Origin of the sequence: Rhodanobacter sp. C01, from assembly GCF_002001045.1 — a bacterium.
Taxonomy (GTDB): domain Bacteria; phylum Pseudomonadota; class Gammaproteobacteria; order Xanthomonadales; family Rhodanobacteraceae; genus Rhodanobacter.
Genome location: NZ_MUNR01000008.1, coordinates 58,564 through 77,187, shown reverse-complemented (window position 1 = coordinate 77,187; position 18,624 = coordinate 58,564). Strand labels below are relative to the sequence as shown.

At 63.4% G+C, this 18,624-nt stretch carries 17 protein-coding genes; 3 read left to right on the top strand and 14 right to left on the bottom strand.

Annotation, left to right across the window (positions count from 1 at the left end; all coding sequences use genetic code 11):
• Nucleotides 1-96 precede the first annotated feature (96 nt).
• The 7 genes from B0E50_RS04920 to polA all read right to left on the bottom strand — a co-directional run bounded on the left by B0E50_RS04920 (nucleotide 97) and on the right by polA (nucleotide 9,004).
• Nucleotides 97-1,113 (bottom strand): FecR domain-containing protein, encoded by a 1,017-nt coding sequence (locus tag B0E50_RS04920; RefSeq protein WP_077440079.1) that lies wholly within the window; start codon nucleotides 1,111-1,113, stop codon nucleotides 97-99.
• Nucleotides 1,113-1,670 (bottom strand): sigma-70 family RNA polymerase sigma factor, encoded by a 558-nt coding sequence (locus B0E50_RS04915; protein WP_254427182.1) that lies wholly within the window; start codon nucleotides 1,668-1,670, stop codon nucleotides 1,113-1,115. Before B0E50_RS04915 ends, B0E50_RS04920 begins: the two co-directional genes overlap by 1 nt.
• The gene (locus tag B0E50_RS04910) at nucleotides 1,658-2,818 is read right to left on the bottom strand and encodes a DUF535 family protein (protein ID WP_168170810.1); all 1,161 of its coding nucleotides are present in this window, start codon (nucleotides 2,816-2,818) and stop codon (nucleotides 1,658-1,660) included. Before B0E50_RS04910 ends, B0E50_RS04915 begins: the two co-directional genes overlap by 13 nt.
• Before the next feature lie 142 nt (nucleotides 2,819-2,960).
• Nucleotides 2,961-3,323 carry an autotransporter domain-containing protein gene (locus B0E50_RS17860; protein WP_139350751.1) on the bottom strand — a complete coding sequence of 121 codons (363 nt, stop codon included), beginning with the start codon at nucleotides 3,321-3,323 and terminating at the stop codon, nucleotides 2,961-2,963.
• A 69-nt stretch (nucleotides 3,324-3,392) separates the two neighbouring features.
• The gene (uvrD, locus tag B0E50_RS04905; RefSeq protein WP_077440077.1) at nucleotides 3,393-5,588 is read right to left on the bottom strand and encodes a DNA helicase II; all 2,196 of its coding nucleotides are present in this window, start codon (nucleotides 5,586-5,588) and stop codon (nucleotides 3,393-3,395) included.
• A 73-nt stretch (nucleotides 5,589-5,661) separates the two neighbouring features.
• Complete coding sequence (locus tag B0E50_RS04900; RefSeq protein ID WP_077440076.1) at nucleotides 5,662-5,880, bottom strand: hypothetical protein; 219 nt, start codon at nucleotides 5,878-5,880, stop codon at nucleotides 5,662-5,664.
• A gap of 355 nt (nucleotides 5,881-6,235) precedes the next feature.
• Nucleotides 6,236-9,004, bottom strand: coding sequence for a DNA polymerase I (polA, locus tag B0E50_RS04895; protein ID WP_077440075.1), 2,769 nt, complete (start codon nucleotides 9,002-9,004; stop codon nucleotides 6,236-6,238).
• An 85-nt stretch (nucleotides 9,005-9,089) separates the two neighbouring features.
• Between polA and B0E50_RS04890 the strand changes: the two genes are divergently transcribed.
• Nucleotides 9,090-9,587 carry a DUF2782 domain-containing protein gene (locus B0E50_RS04890; protein WP_077440277.1) on the top strand — a complete coding sequence of 166 codons (498 nt, stop codon included), beginning with the start codon at nucleotides 9,090-9,092 and terminating at the stop codon, nucleotides 9,585-9,587.
• Between the two features lie 71 nt (nucleotides 9,588-9,658).
• Entirely contained in the window at nucleotides 9,659-10,090 is a 432-nt protein-coding gene (locus B0E50_RS04885; protein ID WP_077440074.1) for an EamA family transporter, read from the top strand.
• Nucleotides 10,091-10,106: 16 nt separating this feature from the next.
• Here the strand turns inward: B0E50_RS04885 and B0E50_RS04880 are convergent, their stop codons facing one another.
• Nucleotides 10,107-10,817, bottom strand: a complete 711-nt coding sequence (locus B0E50_RS04880; protein ID WP_077440073.1) for a glutathione S-transferase — start codon at nucleotides 10,815-10,817, stop codon at nucleotides 10,107-10,109.
• A gap of 90 nt (nucleotides 10,818-10,907) precedes the next feature.
• A complete protein-coding gene (locus B0E50_RS04875) occupies nucleotides 10,908-11,825 on the bottom strand; it encodes a LysR family transcriptional regulator (protein ID WP_077440072.1) in 918 nt (305 codons plus the stop codon).
• Between the two features lie 114 nt (nucleotides 11,826-11,939).
• Between B0E50_RS04875 and B0E50_RS04870 the strand changes: the two genes are divergently transcribed.
• Complete coding sequence (locus B0E50_RS04870; RefSeq protein ID WP_077440071.1) at nucleotides 11,940-12,956, top strand: bile acid:sodium symporter family protein; 1,017 nt, start codon at nucleotides 11,940-11,942, stop codon at nucleotides 12,954-12,956.
• Between the two features lie 93 nt (nucleotides 12,957-13,049).
• On the opposite strand, the gene purH is transcribed toward B0E50_RS04870, so the two are convergent.
• The 5 genes from purH to accC all read right to left on the bottom strand — a co-directional run bounded on the left by purH (nucleotide 13,050) and on the right by accC (nucleotide 18,614).
• Nucleotides 13,050-14,660, bottom strand: coding sequence for a bifunctional phosphoribosylaminoimidazolecarboxamide formyltransferase/IMP cyclohydrolase (gene purH / locus B0E50_RS04865; RefSeq protein WP_077440070.1), 1,611 nt, complete (start codon nucleotides 14,658-14,660; stop codon nucleotides 13,050-13,052).
• A gap of 82 nt (nucleotides 14,661-14,742) precedes the next feature.
• A complete protein-coding gene (locus tag B0E50_RS04860) occupies nucleotides 14,743-15,060 on the bottom strand; it encodes a helix-turn-helix domain-containing protein (protein ID WP_077440069.1) in 318 nt (105 codons plus the stop codon).
• A 141-nt stretch (nucleotides 15,061-15,201) separates the two neighbouring features.
• Nucleotides 15,202-16,047: a zinc-ribbon and DUF3426 domain-containing protein gene (locus B0E50_RS04855; RefSeq protein WP_077440068.1), complete on the bottom strand. Its 846-nt coding sequence runs from the start codon at nucleotides 16,045-16,047 to the stop codon at nucleotides 15,202-15,204.
• A 104-nt stretch (nucleotides 16,048-16,151) separates the two neighbouring features.
• Complete coding sequence (gene prmA / locus B0E50_RS04850; protein ID WP_077440067.1) at nucleotides 16,152-17,102, bottom strand: 50S ribosomal protein L11 methyltransferase; 951 nt, start codon at nucleotides 17,100-17,102, stop codon at nucleotides 16,152-16,154.
• A 144-nt stretch (nucleotides 17,103-17,246) separates the two neighbouring features.
• Nucleotides 17,247-18,614, bottom strand: a complete 1,368-nt coding sequence (gene accC, locus B0E50_RS04845) for an acetyl-CoA carboxylase biotin carboxylase subunit (RefSeq protein ID WP_077440066.1) — start codon at nucleotides 18,612-18,614, stop codon at nucleotides 17,247-17,249.
• Between the last annotated feature and the right edge of the window lie 10 nt (nucleotides 18,615-18,624).

The window sequence follows — 18,624 nt, the reverse complement described above, 5'->3', positions numbered from 1 at the left end:
AGCGACAAGTTTGACATGCGCCGGGGGGAATGGCGCGGGCTCAACCGGCGAGTGCGTCAGGGTCCGTAGATCACCCGAGATTCGGGCGTCCGCGGATTACTGGCTTGTCGGCAACGGTGCCTTCTGCCCGGGTTCGGCATGAGAGAGTGTTACCTGACTAGCATCCTCGCTTACACGCAGGGGAAAGATCTGCGGCAGTGCCCCCAGCCAGCTGTCGATGGCACCGGTCTTGATGGTGCCGGTGAAGGTAAGTGCCTCGAGATTGGCATCCGCGATATGTACCGGACGTGCGCTGTAACGGTTGACGTTGGCCACCACCACGCCGAGCGGCTCATTGATGAATTCCAGCCGGTCGTCGCGCCAGGCAGTGGCTTGCGCGGGTGTAATGCTGCTGATGCTCATGGCTGACGTGGCCGGATCGTACGACACCAGCTGGCCGGCAACGGCCTCGAGGCTGCCAGTGGCAGTTGATCCTGGTGCACCACCGTCGTCTGCGATCTGCACGCGGCCTTGGGTTATCGCAATGGTCACGCGCTGTCCGGTACGGCGTACGTCAAAGGCCGTGCCCACATCGCGGATGGAAACGTTGCCCGCGCTGACAATGAAGGGCCGCTGGGTGTTGTGCACGACCTGGAAAAACGCCTCGCCACCACCCAGCTCGACACGGCGCTCGCCGCGACTGAAGCGCGTGGTCAGTGTGGAGGCGCCACCCAGCACGACCTTCGAGCCATCCGGCAGCGTGATGCTTCGGTTCTGGGCCACTGCGCTGGCATAGTCCCGTGGCGCTTCCACTGCCTCTAAATGGCTCCATGCGAGATAGCTGCCGAACAATGCCAGCAGTGCAGAAGCAGCAGCTGCGAGTGGAAGCCAGCGCTGTCTTGGAGCAGGTCGCCGCGCAAACTCATTCGCCCATTGTCGCCGCGTGACATCATCAAGGCATCCAAGTCGATTACCAAGCTCGGTCACGCGCTCGAAAGCTTCGAGATTGCATTCATCCGCCTGGGTCCATTCCAACCATTGATCCATAGTCTTGGCTGCGCCGTTGGGATCGCGTAAACGCGTCCACCACTCAGCGGCCGCGCACATGGTTTTCTCATCCAGGATCTTGGTCATCAGGGCATCTCCAATTGATCGACCCGTGCGCGACAATGTGCCAGTGCGTTGGAGACGTGATAACGCACCATGCGCTCGCTAAGTCTCATGGCATGTGCAACGACATTAAAGTCCCACCCTTCGATCACATGCATCACGAAGGCCTGGCTGGTTTTCGCCGGGAGCTCGCGCAATGCATCACGCATGTCGCGCAATTGCTCGGCTGCCCATACGTGTCGCTCAGGGATGGGAGATGAGTGCAAGTCTTCAGACGGCTGTTCGATAGGCATATCATTTCGCACCTTGCGCATCCGCAGTCGGTCGACGGCCAGGTTGGTCGCGATCCGGAATAGATAGGCACGCAATGAGTCGATGCGCTCGGGGTGCTCCAGCGTGAGCAGCCGCAAGTAGGCATCCTGTGCGAGCTCTTGCGCATCAGACATGGAGTTGAGTCGACACCGCAGAAAGGCGATCAAGGCGCGATTGTGCTCACGGAACAATTCTGCCACCTGTGCGGCGTGTGCGGGCAACGCCAGAGTATCGAGGCTGGCATCGGTGGCTCTGCTTAACGTATCCACGATGCATCCAGGTTGTCATGTTGAGATGACCTGACTGATTCTAGCTCCTTGCCAGATGGAGTCGCGCTCGATCGCGACGGGTAGGCTTCAAGTGCATCGATCAGCAAGCGCTCGGCTTCGATGCGCATGATTTCACGTCGGCGGAACGCGGATCGATGATGGCTGGAAACCTCCGACTCGGATTTCCGGCTCAATGCCTCAGGGAGCATGAACCAGCCATTCCCCACATCGCTGCCTTTCTGCTCCAGCCAGAACGCGTCGTAGTCAGCCCGGAATTTGTCGCGGACCCGACGCAAGGGGTGTGCCGCATTGCTTACCGCCAAAATGCGCTCGATGCGGAAATGCTTTGCGAATGCGTAAGCCAGGGAAAGCATCAACTGCTTCGGTCGCATGCCGTACATGTTCTTTGTCATGTCGCGGACCATATCCTTGCCGTTCTGGTCGTCCGGACCCTGGAGGCAGCCGATCGCGATCGTCGGCCGATCGCCAATCACGGTCAGAATCAGGCGATAGACAGGATGATCGTCGGCATCACTGAGCTGTATGCACAACTCGCCCTCGCAGCCCACGGAGATTGGAGGCCGCAGGCAAAGCTTCAGCTGGCCACCGTCCTTCAGGGTCAAGTTACCCAGCGTTGCGTTTCCATAGACGTAGATCGCTTCGAACAACGCACACGGCAACTGCGCGAGTGCAAATCGATAGTGTCGCTGAATGCTTTGCAGGCGCGTGGGTCGATCCCACTGCAGATGGATATAGCGATGAAAATGGCGTTCCAGCATGCGGGGGTCGCGGCGCTGGCAAGCACACATGTGTGGATTGCCGAACACAAACGCCAGATACCGTCCATGCTGCCGTGGCATGCAGAGCGCGCGAACGACGTATTTGATGGCCATCTTGCGGTGCTTGGATGGTCTGTTGAGCCAATCCTGGCGGTGATGCAGCGAACGCAGAAAGTTCGTTATTGCACGGGGGCGGTCCGCGCCCCTCAGATCCGCAAGTTGCCTGCCGACCATGTTGCGGAGTCTGCGGATGAACGAGCCAAGGCTGCCACCCAGCATTGGCGATACGGCATTGATGTAGCCGCACGCCGCAAAGGGCGTGCCCGTTTCAACGGCTTCGGCGCCAGCCCGATGGCTGAGTTTGTTCATGGCATTCGATCCGCATGGCTGCTGTGACCTTTCCAAGACGTTTGTGGGTTCGAAAATTGAAATGAATGGTGATGTCCTGGTATCCCTCCTATGGCCAGTGCGCAAAAAACGGCCGCTAACGGCAGTTATCCGGCCGCCCACCTCAAACCTCCGTGTCGAGGCCGTGCTTAAACCTCCAGATGAAGCCGCCGCGGACTTGGCTGTCCACGGCATGGCAAGCAATCTGCCCGTTGTAGGACAGGCTGAGGGCGGCGCTTTTGGCGATGTGAAAATCCCATCCTGTATCGATCACCAGCGCATTGCGGGCGATCGGAAGCCCCTGGATGATGTAAGAAGCACTTCCGGCGAAGGTCATCGCTGCGTTGGGATTGGTGGCACCAAAGGCACGGCGCCAGGCCGGCGTTGCGTTTGCGGTGAAGGGGCGCCGCTGAGCTGGAACTCCGTGGCCCCGTGCATGCCAAGCGCTGCGGAAAGGTCCATGGGGCTTTGGTACACCAAGGTCCATCTTGACGGTCGATCGACATGGCGTCGGTATCGCTCTGCCAACAGCAGTGGCTGGCGATCGAACTTAGCTCTATAGCGGCGTCAGATTCGCGTAGGCGGCCACCAGCCACTTGCTGCCCGCACCTTCGAAGTTCACCTGCAACCGCGTGTGTGCGCCGCTGCCTTCGGCGCTGAGCACGATGCCTTCGCCGAAGCTGGGATGGCTGACGCGCTGGCCGAGTTTGACCGGCAGGGTTTCTTCGAGCGATGACGAGGTTTCGCGCGTGCGTCCGCCATACAGCGGACGGGTGACCTGCACGCGCGGGCGCACTTCGTCGATCAATTCGGCCGGCATCTCGCCCAGGAAGCGCGAGGGTCGCGCCAGCATCTCGGTGCCGTGCATGCGCCGCGATTCGGCGTGGGTGACGAACAGTTTTTCGCGGGCACGGGTGATGCCGACATAGGCGAGTCGGCGTTCCTCTTCCAACCGGCCTTCGTCGTCGACCGAGCGTTGGCTGGGAAACAGGCCTTCCTCCATGCCGACCAGGAACACCACCGGAAACTCCAGACCCTTGGCCGAGTGCAGGGTCATCAGTTGCACGCAGTCGTCCCACGCTTCGCCCTGGTTTTCGCCGGCTTCCAGCATGGCGTGCGAGAGGAACGCGGACAGTTCGCTCAAGCCCGCGTCGATATCTTCCTGGGTGGGCTCGAAGCGGCTGGCAACGTTGGCCAGTTCGTCGAGATTCTCCACGCGCGACTCGGCATTGCCGCGCGAGTCCTTCTCGTAGAAGTCGCGCAGGCCGGTATGCGTGATCGCGTGGTCGATCTGTTCTGCAAGGGTGAGCGCTTCGCCACCGCCATGCCCGACGAAGGTTTGCGCCATCTCGTCGATCAAGACGAGAAACGCCTTCACCGCATTCTTCGCGCGGCCGGCCAGCTCGCTGCCGCTGCTCAATTCGGTGAGCACCGCTTCCCACATCGAGGTGTTGTCGCCGCGCGCGCGGCGACGCAGCGCGTCCAGCGTGCGATCGCCGATGCCGCGTGGCGGCGTGTTCACTGCGCGCTCGAACGCCGCATCGTCGTGACGGTTGGCACTGAGGCGCAGATAGGCCAGTGCATCCTTGACCTCGGCACGCTCGAAGAAGCGCTGGCCGCCGTAGACGCGATACTTGATGCTGTGCTGGGTCAGCTGCTCCTCGAAGTTGCGCGATTGCGCGTTGGAGCGATACAGGATCGCGCAGTCTTTCGCGTGGCCATGCTCGGCGATGTATTCGCGGATGCGCTCGATCACGAAACGCGCTTCGTCCTGTTCGTTGTAGGCGGCGTACAGCGCGATGCGCTCGCCGTCCTCACCGGCCGTCCACAGCTGCTTGCCGAGACGACTGCCGTTGCGCTGGATCACGCTGTTGGCGGCTTTCAGGATGGTCGAGGTGGAACGGTAGTTCTGTTCCAGCTTGATTGTCCTCGCGCCGGGAAAGTCGCGCAGGAACTGCTGCACGTTCTCCACCTTGGCGCCGCGCCAGCCATAGATCGCCTGGTCGTCGTCGCCGACCACGAACACTTGTCCGGTACTGCCGGCAAGCACGCGGATCCACGCGTACTGCAGCGTGTTGGTGTCCTGGAATTCGTCGATCAGCAGATAGCGCCAGCGCTGCTGGTAATGCTCCAGCACGGCCGGGTTCTTCAGCCACAGTTCGTGCGCGCGCAGCAGCAGCTCGGCGAAATCGACCAGTCCGGCGCGACGGCAGGCGTCTTCATAGGCCTTGTAGATGTTGACGAACGTGTGCGTGACCGGATGGTCGCGATGCTCGATGCCATCCGGACGCTTGCCCTCGTCCTTCCACTGATTGATCTGCCAACTGGCCTGGCGCGGCGGGTACTTCGCATCGTCCAGCCCCAGTCCGGCGACCACGCGCTTGACCAGTCGCAGCTGATCGTCGGCATCGAGGATCTGGAACGTTTCCGGCAGGCCGGCTTCACGCCAGTGCCGGCGCAGCAGCCGATGCGCGATGCCGTGGAAGGTGCCCACGGTGAGACCCTGGGTGCCACCGGGAATCAGTGCGTCGAGCCGCGCGCGCATCTCGCCGGCGGCCTTGTTGGTGAAGGTGACGGCGAGGATCGCCCACGGCGGCACGCGTTCGACCTGGTTGAGCCAGCCGATGCGGTGGGTGAGTACGCGGGTCTTGCCGGAGCCGGCGCCGGCAAGCACCAGGTAGTGGCCGGGCGGTGCGCAGACGGCTTCGCGTTGTGCGTCGTTGAGCGGGTCGATCAGGTACGAGACATCCATCCTGCCCATTGTAGCGGGGCGCACATGAAAACCGCCGCGTAGGCGGCGGTTTTCCGGATGTGTCCGATGACGCTTAGCGCTTGCTGATGAAGCCGCTGACCGCGAACAGTCCACCGACCACGATGCCGGCGATGCCTACCCACTGGGGCACGCCCTTGTCATGGGTGGCGGTGATCTTGGCCGAGCCGACCTGCAGCAGCGTATCAGTGTCCTGGTAACTGGCGTGGCCAGAGACGATCCAGATGCCGGCGACCAGCAAGATGATGCCGACGATGATCAGTCCTGCGCGCATGGATGTTTCCCCTCGATGGATGTGGCCCGAGTATGCCGGTTGCCGGTGTGCACAAGAAGTACAGGCCAGAAGTGCTGGTCAAAGAGCGGACAAAAAAAGGCCCCGAAGGTTAGGGGGAACCTTCGGGGCCGGGCGGACGCGAGGGACCCAGGGGAGAGGTTCGCGTCCGTGGCGGCTCAGGGAGGTGAGCCAGCCGTGGATGCCGTTGCGTGCATCCGAAGACTTAGATACGGATCCATCAGGAAAGTTTCAACCGCTGGTGAAAAAATTTAAGGTCGGTTCATTTGATGAAACATTAACGCGCAAGCCGTTGTTGTACGGGAAGGTCTGCATGTCAGAGACACAGAGTACTGCCTCAATGTGCCTCGTCCCAGTTTGCGCCTACGCCAACATCGACCAGCAACGGCACCGCCAGTTCCGCGGCGCCGGACATCCGTTCGGTCACCGCGGCGCGGACCACATCAACGGCATCCGCACGTACTTCGAACACCAGTTCATCGTGTACCTGCATCAACATGTGCACGTCGTCGCGCCTGTCGACCCAGGCAGCCATGGCGATCATCGCGCGTTTGATGATGTCGGCGGCGCTGCCCTGCATTGGCGCGTTGACCGCGGCGCGCTCGGCGCCCTGGCGCAGGCCCTGGTTGCGCGAGGTGAGATTTTCCAGATATAGCCGGCGGCCAAAGATCGTCTCGACATAACCGTCGCGATGCGCCTGAGCGCGGGTTGCCTCCATGAAGGCATGCACGCCGGGATAACGGGCAAAGTAGCGCGCCATGTAATCGCTGGCTTCGCCGCGGTCCACACCAAGCTGCCGGGCCAGCCCGAACGCGCTCATGCCGTACATCAGGCCGAAGTTGATCGCCTTGGCGGCGCGGCGCTGGTTGGTGCTGACCTCCTCCGGCTTGAGTCCGAACACTTCCGCAGCAGTGGCCCGATGCACGTCGCCGCCCTCACGGAATGCGCGCAACAACCCTTCGTCGCCGGACAGGTGCGCCATGATGCGCAGCTCGATCTGCGAATAGTCGGCGGCAAGAACCTTCCATCCTGGCGGCGCGATAAACGCCTGGCGGATGCGCCGGCCCTCCTCGGTGCGCACCGGGATGTTCTGCAGGTTGGGATCGGACGAGGAGATCCGTCCGGTCGCCACCGCGCCTTGGTGGTAGCTGGTGTGCACACGACCTGTGCGCGGATTGACAATGCTGGACAGCTTGTCGGTATAGGTGGAGCGCAACTTGGCCAGTCCGCGGTAATCGAGGATCAGTCGTGGCAACTCGTGCGTATCGGCAATCGCCTCCAGCGCTTCCTCGTTGGTGGATGGCTGGCCGGTCGGCGTTTTTAGCTTGGCCTGCAGGCCAAGTTCGTCAAACAGGATCGCCTGCAGTTGCTTCGGCGAATCGAGGTTGAATTCACGGCCGGCCAGGGCATACGCCTGGCGCTGCAGTTCCAGCATGCGCTTGCCGAGCTGCTGGCTCTGCTTGCGCAGCTCGTCACCGTCGATCAGCACGCCGCGGCGTTCCATCGCGGCCAGCACCGGCACCAGCGGGATCTCGATGTCCTGATAGACCTTGCGCAGGGCCGGCACGCTTTCGAGCTTCGGCCACAGCGCATGATGCAGACGCAGGGTGACGTCGGCGTCCTCGGCGGCGTAGCGGCAGGCGGTTTCCAGATCCACCTGCGAGAACGAAATCTGCTTGGCGCCCTTGCCGGCGACCTGTTCGTACTTGATCGTCTCGTAGCCGAGATACAGCCGTGCCAGTGAGTCCATGTCGTGGCGCGTCGCGGTGGCGTTCCACACGTAGGACTCGAGCATCGAATCGTGCTTCAAGCCCTGCACGGCGATGCCGTAGTGCGACAGGATGTTGATGTCGTACTTCGCGTGCTGGCCGAGCTTGGGTTTGCCGGCGTCCTCGAACACCGGCTTCAGCGCGGCCAGCACGCTGTCGCGATCGAGCTGTTTCGGCGCGCCGGGGTAGTCGTGACTCAAGGGGATGTAGCAAGCGCGGCCAAGCTCCACAGACAAGCTGAGGCCCACGATGTCCGCACGCATCGCATCGATGCTGGTGGTCTCGGTATCGAACGCGATCAGTTCGGCATGGCGCAGCTTTTCCAGCCACGTATCGAGTTGTGACTGGGTGGTGACCAGTTCGTAGCTGCCGGGCGCGGACAAGGTGGCATCCGGCGCGGCGCGGTTGTTGTCCGGCTGGGGCGTTGGCGCAGACGTGATTTCGGATAGCTCGCTCTGTGCGTTGCTTTCCAAGGGTGGGGATGCAGAGGAGCTTGCGGCGTCGAGATCCTTCAGCGCCGTCTTGAACCCATAACGCTCATACAGCTCGCGCAACTGCGCGGTGTCAGCGTCGCGCTGGGCCAGCTCGGTGGGGCCGAGTTCCAGCGCCACATCGGTCTTGATCGTCACCAGTTCGCGCGAGAGCGGCAGTTGTGGCAGTGCAGCGCGCAGGCTCTCGCCGATCTTGCCGCCGATCTTGTCCGCGTTTGCGATCACGCCGTCCAGCGTGGCGTATTCGGCGAGCCACTTGGCGGCGGTCTTCGGGCCGCACTTGGGCACGCCCGGCACGTTGTCGACGGTATCGCCGGTGAGTGCGAGGAAATCGATGATCTGTTCTGGCCGCACGCCGAACTTCTCCATCACGCCGTCGCTGTCCATCACCGTATTGCTCATGGTGTTGACCAGGGTGACGTGCGGGTTCACCAGCTGCGCCATGTCCTTGTCGCCGGTGGATATCTCCACCTCGATGCCGAGCGCCTGTGCCTGCACGGCCAGGGTGCCGATCACGTCGTCGGCTTCGACGCCGGGCACGCGCAGGATGGGAAAGCCCAGCGCGCCGACGATCGCCAGCATCGGCTCGACCTGCGCGCGCAGGTCATCCGGCATCGGTGGTCGGTTCGCCTTGTACTGGTCGTACAGTGCGTCACGGAAAGTCGGGCCGGGAGCATCGCTGACGAAGGCGAGATAGTCCGGCTTCGCCTTCAGCGTGGCGCGCAGCATGTTGACCACGCCGAACAGTGCGCCGGTTGGTTCGCCTTGGGCATTGCTCAGCGGCGGCAGCGCGTGGAACGCCCGGTACAGGTAGGAGGAGCCGTCGATCAGGATGAGTTTGGCCATGCCGCATTCTCGCATGCGGCAATCCGCTTCACGGAAGCTGTGCGAAGGCACTGCTATGCTTTGCCACCCGATCGAGGTTGCCGCCATGAAAACCGCTGCCTTGCTGGCTGCTGCCAGCGTCCTGTTCGCTTCGAGCCTGCTGGTGGCGAATGCATCCGCGCAGTCTGCGCCGGGAAGTGCACTGCCACCGCCAGGCATCAATGACCCCGGTGTAAAGGCGGTGGCACCGCCCGCACCTGCGGCGCCGGACAACAACCCGATGACCCGGAAGCCGCCGGCGTTGCCGGAAGTGCAGGGCGCCCCTCCGGGCGGCAGGGATGCGCAGTTGCCGCAGATCCGCGTGCGCCAGGAAGGTGACAATACCATTCAGGAATACAGCCACAGCGGGCAGGTCTACATGGTGGTGGTCACGCCCAAGAACGGTTTACAGCAGACCTACATGGTCGACCCGCAGGGGCGCCTGATCGACGAACACGGCAAGCGGGAGGTAGCTCCGGCGATGTACAAGGTGCTGGAGTGGGGCAAGAGCAAGCCGGCCACCGATGATTCGTCGCAGACGAATCCGGACGAGAGCAGTCACTGATCCCTGAGTGTCGCCGTTGGTGGGCAGCGTAGCAGGGCACAACGGGTGAATGTCTGGCGGAGATCGGCGCGATGCAACTGCGTGAAAGCTGGCTGGTGTTCGCTCTTGGCTCGGCGCTGTTCGCCGCACTGACGGCATTGTTCGGCAAGCTTGGCGTGGTCGGCATCAGTTCCAACCTTGCCACTTTCATCCGCACCATCGTGATCCTGATCGTTACCGCCGGCATCCTCAGCCTGCGCCAGGAATGGGCAAAGCCGACCGGATTACCGCTGCACAGCTGGCTGTTCCTGGTGCTGTCCGGCATCGCCACCGGGCTGTCGTGGCTGTGCTACTACCGCGCGCTGCAACTGGGGCCGGTGAGCAAGGTGGCGCCGATCGACAAGCTCAGCGTGGCGATCGCGATCGTGCTGGCGCTGGTTTTTCTCGGCGAGAAGCCAAGCCTGCCGCTGCTGATTGGCGGCGGTCTGATCGTGGCCGGGGCGATGGTGATCGCGGTGTTCTGAGAATGTTCCGCAACTTTCAGCGCGGGTCATCCAGTTTGGGGTAATGGCGGAAGATGCCATCTTCGTTGAAGGGCAGCCGGCGTGGTGAAGCCAGATAGGCGGCGATCCGTGGCCGTTCGGCGACGCGTGCCGCCAGTGCGCACAGATGTGGCCGCTTGCGACGCAGCCGGCGCATCGCGTGCGGGAAGGCGTAGTCCAGTCCGCTCATGACCTGGAACAGTGAAAGATCGACATAGGAATGTCGGGACAGCGCATGCCGGCCATCGCTGCGCATCAGCGCCTGCTCGAAATAATCGAGGTATTTCGGCAACCGCTGCTGACGGAAGTCTTCCGCACGCTGTCTGGCGGCGGCGCGCTGGTCCTCGTAGTACAGGCTGCTGGCAATCGGGTGATGGGTGTCATGTACCTCGGCAACCAGATCGGTGACGGTCAGCTGCAACTGGTGCGCATAAAGCGTGGCCGCGGCCCCAGTCGGCACCAGCTTGAGTCGTGGCGCGAGGTAAAGCAGGATCGCGGCGGTCTGCGCGATCACGGTGCGACCGGCCTTGAGGAAGGGTGGCGCGAACGGTAGTGCGCCAGGTCGTTCACCCGCAAGGAACGGCAGGATCGCGTCGTCGCCCTGTTCCCGGGCAATATCGATGTAGTCAGCCCCGGCATCTTCCAGCGCCAGTCGCACGAATTCGCCGCGTCCCTGGATGCCGGACCAGTAGTACAGCTGGTAGCGCATGATGGACTCCCTTGAGTGCCGTCGAGGCTAGGCGCGTCGGGTTCAAGGTGGTGTGAGCGAGCGGATTGCCCGTTGATGAGTGGGCTGCGCTCAGCCTGGTTTCGATGGAGCGCACCGCGTGGGCGACAGCTGCGCCGCCATGTCGCGGATCTGTATCCATACCAGCTCGGCTACCGGCGACAGTGAGCGCTGACGGCGGCGGATCAGGGTGATGGCGCGCTTGGCGATGGGTGTCAGCGGGCGTACCGCCAACTGGTCGGAGGCAGGCATCGACAGGCTTGGCGTGATGCTGATGCCCAGTCCCGCTTCGACCATGCGGAAGGCGGTATGCGTATGTCCGGTTTGTTGCACCACATCTGCTGCGACGTGGTGGGCCAGCAATTGATCGTCGATCAATCGGCGGCTGCCCGAGGTGTGGTCGAGCAGCACCAGTAGTTCACCCTGCAGTTTCTTCCACGGTACCGAGGCGAGCTTTGCCAGCGGATGGTCGCGCCGACAGACCAGCACGAACGGATCATGCAGGATCGTTTCACTGTGGAATGCCTCGGGGTCGGCCGGTTCGATCGCCAGGCCGAAATCCACTTCGCCGCCACGCACGCTCTCCAGCACCAGGGTCTGCACCTGATCATGCAGCTGTACGGTCAACTCGGGATAGTGGCGGGCGCACGCGGCGATGCATTGCGGCATCAGCCCGGCGGAGAGTGTGGGTACGGCTGCGACGCGTACCTTGCCGTGGCGGCGCTCGCTTTCGGAGTGGACGTGGGCCAGCACGCCCTCGAGTTCCTCAAGCACGCGTTCCACCGCGCCTTGCAGATAACGGCCTGCCTCGGTCGGCATCACTTCGCGCGTATTGCGATCGAACAGGCGCACGTCGAGTTCGGCTTCCAGATCCGCGATGTGCCGGCTGACCGCTGGCTGGGTCAGGTGCAGGCTTTCCGCGGCGCGACGGAAATGTTGCAGCCTGGCAACGGCGAGGAAGGCGCGCAGCTGGCGCAGGCTGATATTCATGTTTATATCGTATCAGTACATAAGATAAAACGATTTGATTTATCAATGTGGGGGCGGTGCAATACCTGAACCTCACTACCCGCGCCGTCGCTCCGGACGGCATGCCGAGTCGCCATGCTTCGCCGTTTCCTTCCCGATCGTTTCACCTGTGCCTTGCTGTGCACGGTGCTGCTGGCCAGCGTACTGCCATGTCGCGGTGCTGCTGCGCAGGTGTTTGGCGTGTTCACCGATGTGGCGATCGCGCTGCTCTTCTTCCTGCACGGCGCCAAGCTGTCGCGCACGGCGGTGGTCGCCGGCCTCACCAACTGGCGGCTGCATCTGACGGTGCTGGCCAGCACGTTCGTACTGTTCCCGTTGCTGGGGTTTTTGCTGCGACCGGTGCTGGCGCCGCTGGTGACGCCGGACCTGTACATGGGTGTGCTGTTCCTGTGCATGCTGCCGTCGACGGTGCAGTCGTCGATTGCGTTCACCTCGATCGCGCGCGGCAATGTTTCCGCCGCCGTCTGCTCGGCGTCCGCTTCCAGTCTGCTTGGCATCTTCATCACCCCGCTGCTGGTGGGGGCGCTGCTGGAGTCGCATGGACACGGTGGCATGTCGTGGGATGCGGTGGGCGGCATCGTGCTGCAACTGCTGGTGCCGTTCGTGGCCGGGCAGGTGGCGCAGCGCTGGATCGGCGGCTGGGTGCAGAAGCACAAGCCGCTGGTCGGCGTGGTCGATCAGGGCTCGATTCTGCTGGTGGTCTACACCGCGTTCAGCGCGGCGGTGCTGGAAGGGTTGTGGAAGCAGACTCCGCTGCCGGTGCTGGTCGGGCTGCTCATCGTCAATGCGGTGCTGCTGACGCTGGCGCTGCTGCTCACCACCTACGGTTCGCGTGCGCTGGGCTTCGGCAAGGACGACGAGATTACCATCGTGTTCTGCGGTTCCAAGAAGAGCCTGGCCAGTGGCGTGCCGATGGCCAAGGTGCTGTTCGCCGGCCATCCGCTGGGCATGATCGTGCTGCCGATCATGCTGTTCCACCAGATTCAGTTGATGACCTGCGCGGTGCTGGCGCGGCGCTATGCGCGTCGGCTTGATGCAGCGGCTCCCTCGATGCTGTCGAACGGTGAAGCCGATACCGCGCCGGCGGACTGAGATGCGGCCATGCCATCCCGAAACGACGAAGGCCCGGGCTTGCGCCCAGGCCTTCGTGCATTGCGCGGTGGGAAGTCACGCCGCCCTCACGCTTCAGTGGCGGAAGTGACGCATCCCGGTAAACACCATCGCCATATCGTGTTCGTCGGCGGCGGCGATCACCTCGGCGTCGCGCATCGAACCGCCGGGCTGGATTACTGCGGCGATGCCGGCGGTGGCAGCGGCGTCGATGCCGTCGCGAAACGGGAAGAACGCGTCGGAAGCCATCACCGAGCCGCGCACTTCGAGCTTTTCGTCGGCCGCCTTGATGCCGGCGATCTTCGCGCTGTAGACGCGGCTCATCTGGCCGGCGCCGATGCCGATGGTCTGGCGATCGCGCGCATACACGATGGCATTGCTCTTGACGAACTTGGCCACCTTCCAGGCGAAGATCAGATCATGGATCTGCGCTTCGGTCGGCGCACGGCGGGTGACGATCTTCAGATCCTCCGCGCCAACCATGCCGAGGTCGGCGCTCTGGATCAGCAGGCCGGAACCCACGCGCTTGGAATTGTTGCCCGGATGGGCGTGCAGTAGGCTGCCATCGTCCGGCAACGGAATCACCAGCACGCGCACGTTGCCTTTCTTGGCGAAGGCCTTCAGCGCCTCATCCGCATAGCCCGGCGCCAGCACCACCTCGACGAACTGGCGCGCCACGATGGCCTGCGCGGTGGCGCCGTCCACGTCGCGGTTGAACGCAATGATGCCGCCGAAGGCCGAGGTGGGATCGGTCTGGTAGGCGAGGTCGTAGGCTTTGCCGATGCCGTCCAGGCTCACCGCGACACCGCAGGGGTTGGCGTGCTTGACGATCACGCAGGCCGGTTTGGTGAAGCTGCGCACGCACTCCCATGCGGCATCGGCGTCGGCGATGTTGTTGAACGACAGCTCCTTGCCCTGCAGCTGGCGGAACGTGGCCAAGGTGCCGGGTGCCGGATACAGGTCGCGGTAGAACGCCGCCTGCTGGTGCGGGTTCTCGCCGTAGCGCAGGTCCATCAGTTTCACGAAACGACCGTTCGCTTGGCCGGGGAAGGCGTCATGTCCTGCGATGGCGTCCTGCGTCTCGTTGAGCTGCAGCGCCGACAGGTAGTCGCTGATCGCGCCGTCGTAGCTGGAGACGTTGTTGAACGCGGCGACCGCCAGCTTGAAGCGGGTGGCACGGCTGAGACCGCCATGCTGTTCGATTTCGGCCAGCGCGGCGTCGTATTGATCGGGCGAGGTCAGCACGCCGACATCGTTCCAGTTCTTCGCCGCCGAGCGCAGCATCGCCGGGCCGCCGATATCGATGTTCTCGATGGCGTCTTCCAGTGTGCAGCCGGGCTTCGCCACGGTGCTCTCGAACGGATACAGGTTCAGCACCAGCAGGTCGATCGGCGCGATGCCGAGCTCGGTCATGACGGCATCGTCCGTGCCGCGCCGGCCGAGCAGGCCACCGTGCACCTTCGGGTGCAGCGTCTTGACGCGGCCGTCCATGATTTCCGGGAAACCGGTGACGTCGCTGACGTCGGTGACCGCGATGCCGGCCTCGCGCAGTGCCTTGGCGCTGCCACCGGTGGAGAGCAGTTCAATACCCTTGGCGGTCAGGCGTCGGCCCAGGTCGATCAGGCCGGTCTTGTCGGAGACGCTGAGCAGGGCGCGACGGACCGGGACGAGCTGGGGCGTGGACATGTGCGGGTTTCCAGGAGGGGAAAGCCGCTCATTATAGCCGTCTGATTGATGGGCGGCCTTGGCAGGCGGCCTTTATCAGAAATTACAGCAGGCCGTGGGCGGCCAGTTTCTTGCGCAGGGTGGCACGGTTGATGCCGAGCGCGCTGGCGGCGCGGCTCTGGTTGCCGTCGTGGAAGGCCAGCACTTCACGCAACAGTGGCACCTCAACCTCGCGCAGCACCAGTGCGTGCAGACCCTCGGCGCATTCGGTGTCGCCGATGTCGGCAAGGTAGCGGCGTACCGTACGGCTGACGCATTCGCTCAGTGCACTCTGAGAACTGGCAACCTGCGAATCGGTGCCTTGCGACGAGGTCTGCTTTGCGGCCTCGACGGCAGGCAGTCTTACGGCATTCACGGACATCTCCCTCGTGTACGTAGCGGCGGCTGCGTGGGCCGCTGCATGTGTTTTTGATTATCGCTGCAGCTCTCGATGCGTATGAGCACCGGTTGGCAATCTGCGCAGGGAGTCGAGTCTACCCGTGCGGGCCGATAATTTTAAGTGCTATTCGAAACCGAATTCGAAACCGACTGCCTTGTCGCCGGGATCCTCCACCTCGAGCAGCAACACGGCGCTGGCACCCGGAGCCAGGCCGCGGTTCAGCAGGACAGGGTCGTCAAGATATTCGTCAGGTCGTAATCGACGCATGGCGATCCGCTGCCCTTGTGCGTTCGACAGGGTGATTGTCAGTATGGGATAGGGTTGGGCAAACATCGCATCGTTGCGCACGCGGGCGCTGATCATCAGTGCGCCCGCGACGCTGGGGTGCGCCTGCACATTGCTGGCGAGCAGGCGCAACTGCTCTGGTGCGGCTACCAGTGGAAGCGGGCAGCCGAGTATCGCGCAACTGATGCGCAGCCAGCCCCCGGTAGTGGGATTGCGAATCAGCGGGTCGCGTTCGGCCCAGCCCAGCTGGGCGGCGAGCAGCAAGGCGAGCAGGGTGCAGGCGACAACCCATGGCCAGCGACGTTCGCCAGTCGAGTGCACATGTCGCGGGCGCGCTGACCGTGTTGGCTGGTGCGCGGATGACTCGCGCGCAAAACGCGGTGCGAACACCAGTTGCGAAAAGTCTTCTTCCTTCGAGGTTTCAACTGTCGCCGCGTCGCTCTCGATCACGGCCGCTGGGTCAGGTCGTGGCCGGTAGACCACCAGGTCGATGCGCGGCGGCTCAAGGGCGGGTTCGTTTACCGGCAGCTCGTGGAACGGTTCCGGTGGCAACTGGTCGGTGAGCGTGGCGATGCTGTCGAACCAGGCCTGGCAATGCCCGCACACGACGTGGCCATGCGCCTGCGCAAGCGTGTGCACATCCAGCGAGAACACGGACAGGCATTCAGGGCATTGGGTGTACATGCGGGCCGCTTCGATCAGTATGCAGCAAGCTTAACAGGGCAGCCTCGCTGGTTCGCGGGCGAATGCGCATCGTTGGTGATGTGCATTCGAGCCGGTCGCTGCGCTCAGGCGCGGCGGTGGCCGCTGATGCGGACCCAGTCTTCGCGGGTGTCCACGCGCAGATCGTCGAACCACTCGGCATAGCGCTGCAACAGTTCGTCCTGCTGACCATTGAGGATGCCGGAGATCGCGAAGGGTGCGCCGGGTTTCGCGGCGGCAGCGAAGGTCGGTGCCAGGGCGCCGAGCGGGCCAGCGAGGATGTTCGCGATAAAGACATCGGCCGGCGAGGTGCATGGATGCACAAGTGCCGCGGGCGCAGGATGCGCAGGAGCGGCCGCTACATTGAAATCTTCGGGCAGGAACACGGCGAGGCGATCCGCAACGTCGTTGCGTTCGGCATTGTCGATGGATGCGGTGAGCGCCTGCGGATCGTTGTCGACGCCGATCGCGCTGACTGCACCGAGCTTCAGCGCGGCGATCGCAAGGATGCCGGAGCCGCAACCGTAGTCGGTGACCGTCTTGCCGGCCAGGTCGAGACCATCCAGCCATTCGAGGCACAGCGCGGTGGTCGGATGCGTGCCGCTGCCGAAGGCAAGGCCGGGATCGAGTCGCACCACGACCTGTCCGTCATCAGCCGGCGGTTCGATGTTCCACGGATAAATCCACAGCCGGCGGCCAAACGGCATCGGCTTGAACTGGTCCATCCATGCGCGCTCCCAGTCCTGGTCGGCGACCTCGCGGAAGGTCAGCTGATCAGGTTCAAGCCAGGGCAGCAGCTCGCCGAGCGCCTCGGTGAGGCCGCGACGATCGGTGTGCTCGTCGAACAGCGCGTTCAGCGTGATCGTCGGCCACAGCGGCAATTCGCCTACACCGGGTTCGAAGATCGCCTGCTCATCTGGCGTCTCCGCATCTGCATCCTGCAGCGTGATCGACAGCGCGCCGAGATCATCCAGCGATTCTTCCACGTGCGGCTGCTGCTGGACGCGGATGGTTAGGGAGAGTTCGAGAAAGGGCATAGGGCGAGGAGTGAGTGAAGAGGAGTGAGTAGAGAGGCGCGGGCACTGTGACGAGTGTGTCGGGCTGGAGAGAGATACTTCGGTCCATGACGAGAAGCAGGGCGTGCCTGCTTCTTCTCACTCCTCTTCACTCACTTCTTTCTGTCAGTGACCGGTGGCGGGATGTTCCTTCTGTTCCGCCATCCGCTTTTCCAGATAGTGGATGTTCTGTCCACCATGCTGGAAGCCGACGTCAGCCATGATCCGTTGCTGCAACGGGATGTTGCACTTGACGCCTTCGATCACCGTTTCAGCCAGGGCCAGGCGCATGCGCGCGATCGCGGTCTCGCGATCCGGGCCGTGCACGATCAACTTGCCGATCATCGAGTCGTAGTTCGGCGGGATCTTGTAGCCGTCGTAAAGGTGCGTGTCGACGCGCACCCCGGGGCCGCCGGGTGCCTCGAAACGCTTCACCGTGCCGGGACTCGGCATGAAGGTGTCGGGATCCTCGGCGTTGATGCGGCATTCGATCGCATGGCCGCGGATGACGATGTCTTCCTGCCTGATCGACAACTTCTCGCCGCCAGCGATCAACAGCTGCTCGCGCACCAGGTCGACACCGGTGATCAGCTCGGTCACCGGGTGTTCGACCTGGATGCGGGTGTTCATCTCGATGAAGTAGAAGCGGCCGTTCTCGTACAGGAACTCGAACGTGCCGGCGCCGCGGTAGTTGATGCGGATGCAGGCGTCGACGCAGACCTTGCCGATCGCTGCACGCTGTTTGTCGGTGATACCCGGTGCCGGCGCTTCCTCGACCACCTTCTGGTGGCGGCGCTGCATCGAGCAGTCGCGTTCGCCCAGATGGATCGCGTTTCCCTGGCCATCGGCGAGCACCTGGATTTCCACGTGACGCGGATTCTCCAGGAACTTCTCCATATAGACCTGTTCATTGCCAAATGCAGCCTTGGCCTCCGCCTTGGTCATGGTGATCGCGTTGCCCAGGTGTGCCTCGGTACGCACCACGCGCATGCCGCGGCCACCGCCACCGCCGGCGGCCTTGATGATCACCGGATAGCCGATCTCGCGGGCGATCTTGATATTGGTGTCGACGTCCTCGCCAAGCGGGCCGCCGGAGCCGGGCACGCACGGCACGCCGGCAGCCTTCATGGCGCGGATCGCCTCGACCTTGTCGCCCATCAGGCGGATCACTTCGGCGGTCGGGCCGATGAAGATGAAGCCGGACTGCTCCACCTGCTCGGCGAAGTCGGCGCGCTCGGACAGGAAACCGTAGCCCGGATGGATCGCCTGTGCGTCGGTGATCTCGGCCGCCGCGATGATGCGCGGGATATTGAGGTAGCTGTCGACCGACGGGCCCGGGCCGATGCAGATGGACTCATCGGCAAGGCCGACATGCTTCAGATTGCGGTCCACGGTGGAGTGCACCGCCACGGTCTTGATGCCCAGACTGTGGCAGGCGCGCAAGACGCGCAACGCGATTTCGCCGCGGTTGGCGATGACGACCTTCTCGAGCATCCGGGCGGCC

Excerpts from the sequence above, each read along its gene's own strand:
- B0E50_RS04920 (WP_077440079.1), bottom strand. The coding sequence starts at position 1,113 with ATGACCAAGATCCTGGATGAGAAAACCATGTGCGCGGCCGCTGAGTGG.
- B0E50_RS04910 (WP_168170810.1), bottom strand. The coding sequence starts at position 2,818 with ATGAACAAACTCAGCCATCGGGCTGGCGCCGAAGCCGTTGAAACGGGC.
- B0E50_RS17860 (WP_139350751.1), bottom strand. The coding sequence starts at position 3,323 with ATGGACCTTGGTGTACCAAAGCCCCATGGACCTTTCCGCAGCGCTTGG.
- uvrD (WP_077440077.1), bottom strand. The coding sequence starts at position 5,588 with ATGGATGTCTCGTACCTGATCGACCCGCTCAACGACGCACAACGCGAA.
- B0E50_RS04900 (WP_077440076.1), bottom strand. The coding sequence starts at position 5,880 with ATGCGCGCAGGACTGATCATCGTCGGCATCATCTTGCTGGTCGCCGGC.
- polA (WP_077440075.1), bottom strand. The coding sequence starts at position 9,004 with ATGGCCAAACTCATCCTGATCGACGGCTCCTCCTACCTGTACCGGGCG.
- B0E50_RS04890 (WP_077440277.1), top strand. The coding sequence starts at position 9,090 with ATGAAAACCGCTGCCTTGCTGGCTGCTGCCAGCGTCCTGTTCGCTTCG.
- B0E50_RS04885 (WP_077440074.1), top strand. The coding sequence starts at position 9,659 with ATGCAACTGCGTGAAAGCTGGCTGGTGTTCGCTCTTGGCTCGGCGCTG.
- B0E50_RS04880 (WP_077440073.1), bottom strand. The coding sequence starts at position 10,817 with ATGCGCTACCAGCTGTACTACTGGTCCGGCATCCAGGGACGCGGCGAA.
- B0E50_RS04875 (WP_077440072.1), bottom strand. The coding sequence starts at position 11,825 with ATGAATATCAGCCTGCGCCAGCTGCGCGCCTTCCTCGCCGTTGCCAGG.
- B0E50_RS04870 (WP_077440071.1), top strand. The coding sequence starts at position 11,940 with ATGCTTCGCCGTTTCCTTCCCGATCGTTTCACCTGTGCCTTGCTGTGC.
- purH (WP_077440070.1), bottom strand. The coding sequence starts at position 14,660 with ATGTCCACGCCCCAGCTCGTCCCGGTCCGTCGCGCCCTGCTCAGCGTC.
- B0E50_RS04860 (WP_077440069.1), bottom strand. The coding sequence starts at position 15,060 with ATGTCCGTGAATGCCGTAAGACTGCCTGCCGTCGAGGCCGCAAAGCAG.
- B0E50_RS04855 (WP_077440068.1), bottom strand. The coding sequence starts at position 16,047 with ATGTACACCCAATGCCCTGAATGCCTGTCCGTGTTCTCGCTGGATGTG.
- prmA (WP_077440067.1), bottom strand. The coding sequence starts at position 17,102 with ATGCCCTTTCTCGAACTCTCCCTAACCATCCGCGTCCAGCAGCAGCCG.
- accC (WP_077440066.1), bottom strand. The coding sequence starts at position 18,614 with ATGCTCGAGAAGGTCGTCATCGCCAACCGCGGCGAAATCGCGTTGCGC.